The following is a 12,277-nucleotide window of genomic DNA, read 5'->3' on the forward strand; positions in this document are numbered from 1 at the left end:
TTAACAGACCCCAACCCATGATCGGGGCCCTGCGGTAGCGTTGGCCCCGCTTCCTTGTGTGTCCGTCAGCCGCGGCCGCTGCCAAGGGCCTTGCGGTTGCTGCTGGGCAGCGCCGGCCGGCCGGCGGGCGCCGGCGCACGGTCGGCCGGAGCCTGCTCGATACGCATCGCCAGCGCGGGGCACCGGCGTACGGCCCGCTGCGCACTCCCCCGCAGATGCGTGGGCACGACCGCGTCGGCCACCGACGGGAAGCCGTCGGGCTTGAGCCGGATCAGCTCGGGGATGATGTCCGCGCAGAGCCCGTGGCCCTGGCAGAGCGTCCAGTCGATGAAGATCTTCTCGCCGCTCGGAATCGACTCCACCGCCTCCTCGTAGCCCGGCTCGGGCAGCGGTAGCACGCCGGTTGTCTCGCGTCCGCAGCCGCCGTGGAGCACATGGGCGGCGAGATCGTCCGTGAAGGCGGACAGGGTCGAGGCGAAGAAGCGCGCCGAGCCGTCGGGGTGCTTGCACGCGCCCCGGCCCTTCACGGCCTGGGTCACCTCGCGCAGCGCCTCCAGGGCGGCCGGGCCGCCGCCGTTCATGACGTCGGACAGGCCGCCGGCCGCCGCGGGCAGGCCGAGCTTGCAGGGACCGCACTGGCCGGCCGTTTCGGCGGCGAGCCAGTTGGCCACCCGCAGCGCCTCGCCCAGCGGACAGGTCTCGGGGCCGATCGGCAGGATGGCGCCGGCGCCCAGCGCGCCGCCCAGGGAGGCCAGCGATTCGCGTGAGACGAGCGCCGTGTTGACGGCCATCGCGTCGATCCAGTTGCCGTGGTAGCCGCCGGTGAGCACGCCCTGGGGGAGCGGCGGGGCGCCCGCCAGCTGCAGCACGTACCGCAGCGGCACGCCCGTGGGGACCTCGACGACCATCGGGCGCGCGACCGCCCCGGAGATCGTCAGCATGACGGTGCCGGGCTCGGTCTCCAGGCCGGTGTGGCTGTAGCGGCGGGCGCCGATACGGGCGCCGATGGCGAGTTGCGCGAACGTCTCCGCATTGGACAGCAGGGTCGGGGCCCCGCCGACGCCGGTGTCGGAGGCGCGCTCACGGCGGCCGGGCGGCAGCGCGGGGCCGCCGTTCACGGCGCGGATGACGGAGGAGGCCTCGCCGGAGACCATGCGCTCGGGGGTGCGTACGACCCGCGCGCGCAGCTGCTGCCCGCGCCGGTCGGAGAGTCCGCGCTCGGCCAGGGCGGCGCGGATGGAGATCTCCGTCGAGTTTCGGGTGACCGCGACGACCAGGGTGCGCGCACCGAGAGCCTCGGCGGCGATCAGGGCGCCGTCGAGGATCAGATGGGGTGCGCGGTTGAGCAGCACGGTGTCCTTGCGGCAGGCGGGCTCGCCCTCACTGCCGTTGACCACGACGACGGGCCGCACCCCGCGTCGGATGGCGGACTTGGCTACGGCGCGCAGCTTCTGCCCGAAGGGGAAGCCCGCGCCACCGCGGCCGCGCAGGGATATGTCGTCGGCGAGCTGGGCGAGCCGCTCGCCGGTCATCGGTTCAAGAGGGCCGTGCACCTTGAGATGCATGGGGAGGTCGAGTCGCTCGACAAGGTCGAACCCCTGCGTCAGCTGGGGAAGGCCGACGACGCGGACCTCGGGGACATCAGGAAGGGGGGTGTTCACGGTCGGTCTCCTGCGGGCGCGTGCCAGGGTTCCCCGGCCGGGGGCGGGAAGAGAGGCCCGGGCATCTGCGCCGTCTCGTCGTACGCATCGGCGGTGCCGGGCTGGTACGGGGACGAAGGTGCTTCGTACGGTGTTGAGGGGTCGTAGGCGGATGAGGGGTCGTACGCGAAGGGGGCCGCGTACGGAGCGGTGGGTGTTTCGTACGACGCGGGGGGTGCGTCGTACGAGGGCGGCGGCTCGTAGGCCGGCTGAGCGGGGGGCTCGTACGTGGGCGGCACCGGCGGCGCGGACGGGACGGCCTGCGCGGGCGGCGGCGGTGACGGTGTGGGCCAGGCGGCGGGCGGGGGACCCGACTCCGAGACGACAGGGATCTCGTCCGTCATCAGGATGCGTTCTGCCAGCGGGGCCGTCTGGTCGCCGGCGAGGGACACCGCCCGGTACGCGGCGGAGATGCCGGGCCCGGGGCCGACGCCACTGCTGCCGAGGGGATCCGACTCCGGGGGCGGAGGGGCCTCGTAGAGCTGCGGCGAGGGGGCGGAGAGCCGTGGGGTCTGCGCACGCGACTGCCCGAGCGGGGTCTCGCGCTGGAACTCCGCCTCGTAGGCGCGCTGCGAGGGAATGCCGTTCATACGGTTGAGTCCCGCCGGTGCGGTCACTCCGCTTGCGCCGGGGAGCGGGGAGGCGCCGAGATCGCGCTGTGCCCTCTCGTCCCGCGACCTGTCGTCGTCCGCCGAGCCGGTCAGGGAAAGTACTTTGTTGGCGATGCGTCGCTGTACAGGCCGTGGCAGCGTCCGTACCGCGACGGCTGCTGCGACGCCGGCGAGTGCCAGGCAGTACATCGTGACCACCCAGGTCGCGGCGGGACGGCCGGTGTACAGCCCGTGCACGAGGGCGAAGCACCAGGCCGGGTAGGCCAGCATGTGCAGCGGCCGCCAGCGGCCCGCCACCCGGACGTTGGCCGCGAGGGCGCTGCGCAGCGCCCCTGTCGTCGCTGCGACGATCATGAGGAAGCCGGCCAGCGAGCCGAAGCCGATCAGGGCGGACGTACCGGTGACGCCGAGTCCGAACGGGATCAGCGCGCCGATCAATTCCACGTGTCCCAGCGAGACCTTGACGGTCACGTGGAGCAGGAGGAAGCCGAGCGAGGCCACCGCGGTGCTCCGGTGGACGGCCTGGGCGACAAGGCGGTGCCGGGTGGAAAGCAGCAGTCTGTCGGTGGCGATCAGACCCCACGCCACCGAAGAGGTCAGGCACAACAGGGACAAAACCCCGGTGGTGAAGTCGAGCGCGGCACGAAAGCTGTCACTCCCGCCGACGGCGAGCAAGGGTATGAGTACCAATGCCGCTGCGGTCAGGCCACCTTGGGCCTGGCGGCTGAGCCCGGCGCTCGGTGCGGGTGACGAACGGCTCTTGCGATTGCGAGGGTTCATGGGGCGACTCCGAATGGTGCGGGAAATACGGTCCCGTTGACGCATGCTAAGTCGACCCATACCGAGTGGTTCGTGGTTTGAGCGTTTAGAGAGCGGAACCACAGACAACTGACTCTGAGGTTGCCCCGGATAGGGGGGATACGCCGAGTAACTTGTGTGCCTCGCGACGCGAACCGATGCGCCTCGCGGTGTGCGCCGGGGTCGACGTGGGGCGTGCGCCGGGGGCGCGAATAGGCGCAATGGGTGACGGAGCGGTCGCCGAGGGTCGCCCGGGAAGTCGGAGCGGCAGCTCGGGCGGGCGGGTTCGCGTGTGGCCGCCGGATGGCGCCGGTCCTTGCCGCTCGCCCTCCACCGACCGCCGAAGCGGAGTCGTGCGGGCGGTTCGGTCGCTGCGGTACCCTGCTGCTATGCGTGCCGTACGCCTTCTGCTTAGCGAGCCGCGCTGATCAGTCCCGACGGATGAAAGATCCGGTTGGAATCGGCGCGGCGTCCCCTCCTGTGCGAGGGGCTTTTTCGTTTTCGAATCCGCTGGCAGAGACGATCGATGGAGCTTTAAGGATCATGAGCGAGACGAATTCCGCTGCCGCCGCAGAGGTGACCGCAGCGCACCGCTACACGGCTGCCATGGCCGCCGACATCGAGGCACGCTGGCAGGACGTCTGGGACGCCAAGGGCACGTACGAAGCGCCGAACCCGAGCGGTGAACTGGCCGGGGATGCCGCTCTGGCGGCCAAGCCCAAGAAGTTCGTCATGGACATGTTCCCGTACCCCTCGGGCGCCGGCCTGCACGTCGGGCACCCGCTGGGCTACATCGCCACCGACGTCTTCGCCCGCCATCAGCGAATGACCGGCCACAACGTCCTGCACACGCTGGGCTTCGACGCCTTCGGCCTGCCGGCCGAGCAGTACGCCGTACAGACCGGCACGCATCCGCGAGTGTCCACCGAAGCCAACATCGAGAACATGAAGGTCCAGCTGCGCCGGCTGGGCCTGGGCCACGACAAGCGCCGGTCGTTCGCGACGATCGACCCGGACTACTACAAGTGGACCCAGTGGATCTTCGTCCAGATCTTCAACTCCTGGTACGACGAGGACGCACAGAAGGCCCGCCCGATCGACGAGCTGGTCGCCCAGTTCGAGAGCGGTGAGCGTCCGACGCCCGGCACGCGCGCGTGGAGCGAGCTGAGCGCCGCCGAGCGCGCCGATGTGCTGAGCGGCTACCGGCTGGCGTATGCCTCCGACGCGCCCGTCAACTGGTGCCCGGGCCTGGGCACCGTACTGGCGAATGAGGAGGTCACCTCGGAGGGTCGCTCCGAGCGTGGCAACTTCCCCGTCTTCAAGGCGAAGCTGCGCCAGTGGAACATGCGCATCACCGCCTACGCGGACCGGCTGCTGGACGATCTGGACGCGCTGGACTGGCCCGAGGCCATCAAGCTGCAGCAGCGCAACTGGATCGGGCGCAGCGAGGGCGCGCGCGTCGACTTCCAGGTCGGCGGCCAGGACGGCGCGAAGGTCACGGTCTTCACCACCCGCCCCGACACCCTGTTCGGCGCCACCTACATGGTGCTGGCCCCCGAACACGGGCTGATCGACTCCATCGTCCCGGCCGAGTGGCCGCAGGGCACCAAGGAGGCCTGGACCGGCGGTGCCGCCACTCCGGCCGAGGCTGTTGCCGCGTACCGCAAGCAGGCCCAGACGAAGAGCGACGTCGAGCGGCAGACCGAACACAAGGACAAGACCGGCGTCTTCACCGGTGCCTACGCCCTGAACCCGGTCACCGGCGCACAGATCCCGGTCTTCGTCGCCGACTACGTCCTGATGGGCTACGGCACCGGCGCCATCATGGCCGTCCCCGGACAGGACGAGCGTGACTGGGAGTTCGCCGAGGCCTTCGAACTGCCCATCATCCGTACCGTCCAGCCGCCGGAGGGCTGGGAGGGCGAGGCATTCACCGGACAGGGTCCGGCGATCAACTCCGCCAACGACGAGATCTCGCTGGACGGCCTGGGCGTCGCCGAGGCCAAGGCCAAGATCACCGAATGGCTGACCGAGCGCGGCATCGGCGAGGGCACGGTCAACTTCCGGCTGCGTGACTGGCTGTTCAGCCGGCAGCGCTACTGGGGCGAGCCCTTCCCGATCGTCTACGACGAGGACGGCATCGCGCACGCGCTGCCCGAATCGATGCTGCCGCTGGAGCTGCCGGAGGTCGACGACTACTCCCCTCGTACGTTCGACCCGGACGACGCGGACACTCAGCCCGAGACTCCGCTGTCGCGCAACGAGGACTGGGTCAATGTGGAGCTGGACCTGGGCGACGGCGTCAAGCGCTACCGCCGGGAGACCAACACCATGCCCAACTGGGCGGGTTCGTGCTGGTACGAGCTGCGCTACCTGGACCCGCACAACAGCGAGAAGCTGGTCGACCCGGCGATCGAGCAGTACTGGATGGGGCCGCGCGAGGGCCAGCCGCACGGCGGCGTCGATCTGTACGTCGGCGGCGCCGAGCACGCCGTACTGCACCTGCTGTACGCGCGGTTCTGGTCCAAGGTGCTGTTCGACCTGGGGCACGTCTCCTCGGTCGAGCCGTTCCACAAGCTGTACAACCAGGGCATGATCCAGGCGTACGTCTACCGGGACAGCCGCGGCTTCCCGGTGCCGGCCACCGAGGTCGAGGAGCGGGACGGAAAGTTCTACTTCGAGGGCGAGAGCGTCAAGCGCGAGCTGGGCAAGATGGGCAAGTCCCTGAAGAACGCCGTCACTCCGGACGAGATCTGCGCCGAGTACGGCGCGGACACGCTGCGTCTGTACGAGATGGCCATGGGTCCCCTGGATGTTTCGCGGCCGTGGGACACCCGGGCCGTCGTCGGCCAGTACCGCCTGCTGCAGCGGCTGTGGCGCAATGTCGTCGACGAAGCGACCGGTGAGGTCACGGTCGTCGACACCGAGCCCGACGAGGCGACGCTGCGTGCGCTGCACAAGGCGATCGACGGCGCCGGACAGGACCTGGCGGCCCTGCGCTTCAACACCGCCATCGCCAAGATCACTGAGCTGAACAACTATCTGACGAAGGCGGGCGGCCCGCTGGCGCGGAGCGTGGCGGAGCGGCTGGTGCTGCTGATCGCCCCGCTGGCCCCGCACATCGCCGAGGAACTGTGGGAGAAGCTGGGGCACACCGACTCGGTCGTGCACCAGGCCTTCCCGGTCGCCGACCCGGCGTATGTCGTGGACGAGTCCGTGACATGCGTTGTGCAGATCAAGGGCAAGGTGAAGGCGCGGCTGGAGGTCTCCCCGTCCATTTCGGACGAGGAGCTGGAGGCGCTGGCGCTGAATGATGCCGCAGTGGTCGCGGCGCTGGGCAGCGCGGGCATCCGCAAGGTGATCGTGCGGGCGCCGAAGCTGGTCAACATCGTGCCCGCCTAGGGTCCGGCCGGTCTCACAGGGGTTTCCCCTACGGGCAGGTTGGGGGTTCCGATGGAACCCTCGGCCTGCCCGTTCCGTTTACCGTGGAAGAACAACATCCGACGCCGGAGGGGCGCTCATGGAAGCCGCGATACTGATTCTGGCGCTGCTTTTCGTCGCCTTTGTGGCGTTGGGGGTGTACGTGAGCGTGAAGGTGATCGGCGCGGCCAAGCGGGGCGTCGAGCGCACGGTCACGCAGGCGCGCCGCACCGTCGAGGAGACCACGCTGCGGGCGAAGAGCTATGGGCAGGGCGGCGTTGCGGGTGAGCTGGCGCAGCTGCGGCTGTCGCTGCGTACGTCGATGAGGGCGACGCAGGACGCGCTGCACGCGGGTGTGGCGGAGGACGCCTCGCTCTCCGAGTCGCTGGACCTGTTCCGGCGGCTGAGTGCGCACGGTCATGAGCTCGACGACGAACTCAAGCGGCTGGAGCGCGAGCCGGACCGGGCGACGGTGGGATCCCTGCTGCCCGGGCTGCGCGAGCGTACGGAGCGGATCACGCGCTCTGCCGAGTCGCTGCGCTGGGCGGCGCGGGACCGGGCGCGGAAGTTCGCGGACGACGATCTGGATGCGCTGAGCATGCAGATCGATGTGGAGGCGGGGGCGCTGCGGCACTGGTCGGGTGAGGGTGTGCCGGGCGCCGAGATGCAGGATGTGCCGGACGCCGCGGAGCCGGGGTCCTGGCCGGAGGCGGGGCGGACCGCCGGGGCCGGAGCCGGCGCAGCGGGCCATGGAGTCGCGTCCGAGCAGACCTGGCCGGAGTCGGTGGCCAGGACCGGGGCCGAGTCGGGGGCCGGGTCCGAGGCCGGGCCCGGGCACACTGTGGCCGAGCAGCCGCAGGCGATCACGGCGCGCGATCCCCGGCAGCAGACCGCCTATCCCTGGCAGAAGAAGGCCCGTCCGGAGACCACGAACTGATCCACCGGCCGGGGCGACGCGGTCATTGGCAAGGGGCCGGGCTGCCGTACGGCGGCCCCGACGGGTAACCTCCCGCTCATGTCCCGCCATGTCGCTATCGTCACCGATTCAACGGCCTACCTGCCGCCGCCGACGATGGAGCGGCACGGCATCATCGCAGTGCCGCTGACCGTCGTACTCGGTGATCAGGCGCTGGAGGAGGGCACCGAGATCTCGGCACGCTCGCTGGCGCTGGCATTGCAGAAGCGACGGCCTGTGACCACATCCAGGCCGAGCCCCGAGGTGTTCGCCGAGGCGTACCGGCGGTGCGCGGAGGCCGGTGCGACCGGGATCGTATCGCTGCATCTGTCGGCGGAGTTCTCGGGGACGTACGACGCCGCCGTGCTGGCCGCCAAGGACGCTCCGGTGCCGGTGCGGGTGGTGGACACCGGGATGGTCGCGATGGCCCTGGGATTCTGCGCGCTCGCGGCCGCTGAGGCGGCGGAGGCGGGCGGCACGCTGGACGAGGCGGTGGCCGCCGCGGAGAAGCGGGCCGCGGGCACGTCCGCGTACTTCTACGTCGACACACTGGACTACCTGCGCCGCGGCGGCCGTATCGGGGCCGCGCAGGCGCTGCTGGGCTCGGCGCTCGCGGTGAAGCCGCTGCTGCAGCTGGACGGCGGCCGGATCGAGCTGCTGGAGAAAGTGCGCACGGCTTCGAAGGCGATCGCCCGGCTGGAGGAGATCGTCGCCGACCGGGCGGGTACGAGCCAGGTGGACATCGCGGTGCACCATCTGGCCGCGCCGGAGCGGGCCGCCGCGCTCGCGGAGCGGCTGCGTGACCGGCTGCCCGGCCTGGTCGATCTGCATGTCAGCGAGGTGGGCGCGGTGATCGGGGCGCACACGGGGCCCGGGCTGTTGGGGGCCGTGGTCTCGCCCCGCTGAGGCGGTTTGAGGGGCGCCGCTGCGCGCTGAGAGTGCCGCTCTCACCTCTGCGGGTGAGCGAGTTGTCCACAACGGGTGGGCTGTCCACGGAAATTGGGCCTGCTCAGCGGGCTCGGACGGATATGCCTACCGTCCTGTGGCATGGCTCTCCGATCACGCTCCGCAACCAGTGGCCCGGGCCGCGCCCCGGCCTCGGACAGCCGCGCCCGTCACGGCCGCGGCTCAGCACCAAGCCGCGGCTCAGGACCCGGCCGCGGTCCGGATCGCGGCCCGGGCCGCGGCTTACGCCACCCGGGCCGACGGCGCGGCAGAAGCTTGTCCGCCGCTTCGACCACAGCCCTGCGCCGCCGCGCGGATGCCCTGTTCGAGGGTGCGCCGCGCGGTGCGGGCACTGGGCTCGACGCGGCTGTCGCGCGTTCGCGTGTGGATGTCGACACCGGGGCAGGGGCAGGCGCTGGGGCAGTCACCGGTACGGGGGCGGACACCCGGCGGTGGGCGGGGCTTGCGCTGCGGGAGCGGTTGCCGTTGTGGGTGCAGCTCAGGTGCGGGCTCGAACCCAGGACTCTCGCCGCACTGGCCGTCGTCCTCGTGGTCGCCGCGGTCTTCGCGGCCCAGCACTTCTGGGCGGCCCGACCGCAGACCGTACGCGCTCCGGAGCTGGTCCAGCAGAGTGCGGCCTCACCGGAGCCGCGGCCTTCGCCGGGGCCATCGCCGTCCGACACCGGGCCCGGCGGGCGGATCGTCGTCGATGTGAGCGGCAAGGTGCGTCGGCCGGGGGTGCACCAACTGCCCGCCGGATCCCGGGTCACCGACGCGCTGCGAGCGGCCGGAGGCGTCAGGGCCGGCACGGACCTGTCCGGACTCAACCGGGCGCGGGTCCTCATGGACGGTGAGCAGGTGGTGGTGGGCGGGCCCGCGCCGCCGGGACCGCCCGCGACCGGATCGGGCACGGGCCCTGGCACGGGTGGCGCGCAGGCCGTGGGGCCGGTGAGCCTCAACACGGCGACTGTGGAGCAGCTCGACACCCTGCCCGGGGTCGGTCCCGTACTGGCGCAGCACATCGTCGACTACCGCACCCAGCACGGTGGGTTCCGGTCCGTCGACGAACTCCGCGAGGTCAACGGGATCGGCGACCGCCGGTTCGCGGATCTCCAGACCCTGCTACGGCTATGACGGACATGACGCGCCCGGTGGTTCATGCCGCGTCGGGTCATCGGCTTGGGGCGTCCGATCCGCGGCAGGAGGGTCCGGCCGATCTGCGCCTGGTGCCGCCGGCCCTGGCCGCCTGGGCCGCGGCGGCCCTGGCGGTGGGGGCGCGGGGTTGGTGGACGGCGGTGGGTGTGACGGCCTGCCTTGTCGTGGCGGCCGTGTTGCTGGCTCCGGCGGTGGTGCGTGCCGTAGGCGCGGTCACGAGGGTCCGTGGGCGTGGGCTCAACGCCACTGCCGTGGCAGCGCTGTTGCTGTGCGCAGCCGCAGGAGCGGCCTCGGCCGGGCTGCACGGCGCGGATCTGCGCAGGGGGCCGCTTCCCGCCCTGGCGGATCAGTACGCGTACGTCACCGTCGAGTTGACGGTCACCTCCGATCCGCGAACGACTCGGCCCCGGATCCGCGGTGACCATATGTCCGCCACATCGATCGTGCTGGACGGTGAGGCGACCCGGGTCACGGCTCCGGGCGGCGCGGTCACGGCGATCCGGACGCCTGTCCTGGTGATTGTGCCCTCGCGGAAGCCGGGCGATTCGGGTGATTCTGGTGATTCCGGTGGGTCCGGTTCGTCCGCGGGGCCCGGCGCGCAGTGGCAGCGGCTGCTGCCTTCCACCCGACTGCGGCTGGCGGGCCGGCTCGCGCCCCCACTGAACGCGGACGACCGTTTCGCCGCCGTACTGAGGGCGCAGGGCGGCGGGCCGCCGCAGATCATCGGCCCGCCGACCGCGCTCCAGCGCACGGCCGGAGGCTTACGGGCGGGACTGCGTGAGGCGACAGACGGGCTCGACCCCGACGCCCGCGCCCTGCTGCCCGGGCTCGTCGTCGGCGACACCTCCCGGATCCCGCCCGACCTGCACGACGCCTTCGAGGCGACCGACCTCACGCACTTGCTCGCCGTATCGGGCAGCAACCTGACCATCGTGCTCGTCCTGCTGATCGGGCCTCCGGGCACCGCCCTGCTGGCCGAACGGCGCGGCCTCGCGCCCAGGTTGGGCATCACGCTGCGCGGGACCGCGCTGATCGGCGGGGCGCTCACACTCGCCTTCGTGGTCGTGTGCCGTCCGGAGCCAAGCGTGCTGCGGGCGGCCGGGTGCGGGCTCATCACACTGCTCGCCATTGCCACCGGGCGCCGCCGATCGCTCATTCCCGCGCTGGCCGCCGCTGTACTCCTGCTCGTTCTGTACGACCCATGGCTGGCGCGCAGTTACGGCTTTCTGCTCTCCGTGCTGGCCACCGGTGCCCTGCTCACCATCGGCCCCGGCCTGAGCGCGGCGCTGCAACGGCGACGGGTGCCGCCGCGGCTCGCCGAAACGCTGGCCGCCGCTGCCGCGGCCCAGGCGGTGTGCGCTCCCGTGGTGGCGATCTTCGCCGCCAGGGTCAGTCTGGTGGCGATCCCCTGCAATCTCGTCGCCGAGCTGGCGGTCGCCCCGGCCACGGTCCTCGGCTTTGCGGCGCTCGCCGCGACGCCCCTGGCCATACCGGTCGCGGAGGTGCTCGCCCGCTGCGCGGGATGGCCCGCCGGTTGGATCGCCTCCGTCGCCCGTACCGGCGCGGCGCTGCCCGGGGCACAGGCGGGCTGGCCGGGCGGCTGGCGCGGCGGTCTGCTGCTCGCCGCGGTGACGGCCCTGGTCGTGCTGGTCGCGCGCCGACTGCCGCGCCATCCCTGGGCGGCCGTCGGCTGCGCGCTGCTGCTCCTTCTCGCCGTGCTGCGCCCGGCCCCGCTCACCAGGGTCGTCACCGGCTGGCCGCCGCCCGGCTGGACGTTCGTGATGTGCGATGTGGGGCAAGGGGATGCCACCGTGCTCGCGGCGGGCGAGGGCGCGGCCGTGGTCGTGGACGCGGGACCCGACCCGGAGCTCGCCGACCGCTGTCTGAGGGACCTGGGCATCACCAGGATTCCGCTGATCCTGCTGACGCATTTCCATGCCGACCATGTCCGAGGGCTGCCCGGGCTGCTGAGAGGGAGGGCCGTCGGCGCGGTCCAGACGACGACGTTCGACGAGCCGCGGGAGCAGAGCACGTTCGTACGGAGAACGGCGGCCGCCGCCGGGGTACCCGTCATCCGCGCGGGACCCGAGGAGCGGCGCCGGGTCGGGCGGCTCGCCTGGCAGGTGCTGTGGCCCCGGGCGGCCCCCGGCCCCGGTCCGACCCGCGCCTCCGCGCTCGTGCCCGACGGCCCCAACGACGCCAGCGTCACACTGCTGGTGCGAATCGCCGGCGGCCCGACCCTTCTGCTCCTCGGCGACCTCGAACCCCCTGCCCAGCGAGGGCTGTTGTCGACCCACCCGGCACTCCCGCCGGTCGACGTCCTCAAAGTCGCCCATCACGGCTCCTCCCACCAACACCCCGGCCTGCTACGGAATGTGCGCCCGCGACTGGCGCTGATCTCCTGCGGCCGGAACAACTTCTACGGTCACCCGTCGCCCCGTACCGTCGACGCGCTCCGGACCGGGGGAGCGGTGGTGCTGCGCACGGACACTGACGGGGCGATCGCGGTCACCGGAGGCGGCGCGGACCTGCGGGCCGTGCCGAGGGGCCAGGGCAGCGGGCCGGACCCGCCACCCTTCTGAGCGGGTGGCTGTGCAAAGTTCGTACCTCGTCCCGCCTGCCCTGCTCCCGTATGCGCTGCTCCCGCCTCCGCTGCTCCCGCCTCCGCCGCTCCCGGCCGCCGCGTCGGCTCC

General features: G+C 72.0%; 7 protein-coding genes. 5 read left to right on the plus strand and 2 right to left on the minus strand.

From position 1 onward, the window contains the following. Positions 1-65: 65 nt before the first annotated feature. A complete protein-coding gene (locus ACFWDI_RS29070; RefSeq protein WP_327323558.1) occupies positions 66-1,661 on the minus strand; it encodes a ferredoxin in 1,596 nt (531 codons plus the stop codon). Then, entirely contained in the window at positions 1,658-3,091 is a 1,434-nt protein-coding gene (locus tag ACFWDI_RS29075) for a hypothetical protein (protein ID WP_385308359.1), read from the minus strand. The genes ACFWDI_RS29070 and ACFWDI_RS29075 overlap by 4 nt, the downstream gene beginning before the upstream one ends. 561 nt (positions 3,092-3,652) lie before the next feature. Here ACFWDI_RS29075 and leuS point away from each other — a divergent pair. From leuS to ACFWDI_RS29100, 5 genes are all read left to right on the plus strand, one after another. Beyond that, positions 3,653-6,511 (plus strand): leucine--tRNA ligase, encoded by a 2,859-nt coding sequence (gene leuS, locus ACFWDI_RS29080; protein ID WP_385308362.1) that lies wholly within the window; start codon positions 3,653-3,655, stop codon positions 6,509-6,511. A gap of 118 nt (positions 6,512-6,629) precedes the next feature. After that, the gene (locus tag ACFWDI_RS29085) at positions 6,630-7,466 is read left to right on the plus strand and encodes a hypothetical protein (protein WP_385308364.1); all 837 of its coding nucleotides are present in this window, start codon (positions 6,630-6,632) and stop codon (positions 7,464-7,466) included. Between the two features lie 78 nt (positions 7,467-7,544). Continuing rightward, complete coding sequence (locus ACFWDI_RS29090; RefSeq protein ID WP_385308367.1) at positions 7,545-8,390, plus strand: DegV family protein; 846 nt, start codon at positions 7,545-7,547, stop codon at positions 8,388-8,390. A gap of 141 nt (positions 8,391-8,531) precedes the next feature. Next, positions 8,532-9,563 carry a helix-hairpin-helix domain-containing protein gene (locus ACFWDI_RS29095; RefSeq protein ID WP_385308370.1) on the plus strand — a complete coding sequence of 344 codons (1,032 nt, stop codon included), beginning with the start codon at positions 8,532-8,534 and terminating at the stop codon, positions 9,561-9,563. Further along, positions 9,560-12,166 carry a ComEC/Rec2 family competence protein gene (locus ACFWDI_RS29100; RefSeq protein WP_385308373.1) on the plus strand — a complete coding sequence of 869 codons (2,607 nt, stop codon included), beginning with the start codon at positions 9,560-9,562 and terminating at the stop codon, positions 12,164-12,166. The genes ACFWDI_RS29095 and ACFWDI_RS29100 overlap by 4 nt, the downstream gene beginning before the upstream one ends. Positions 12,167-12,277 lie beyond the last annotated feature (111 nt).

Origin of the sequence: Streptomyces sp. NPDC060064 (assembly GCF_042736455.1) — a bacterium.
In the GTDB taxonomy this organism is placed as follows: domain Bacteria; phylum Actinomycetota; class Actinomycetes; order Streptomycetales; family Streptomycetaceae; genus Streptomyces.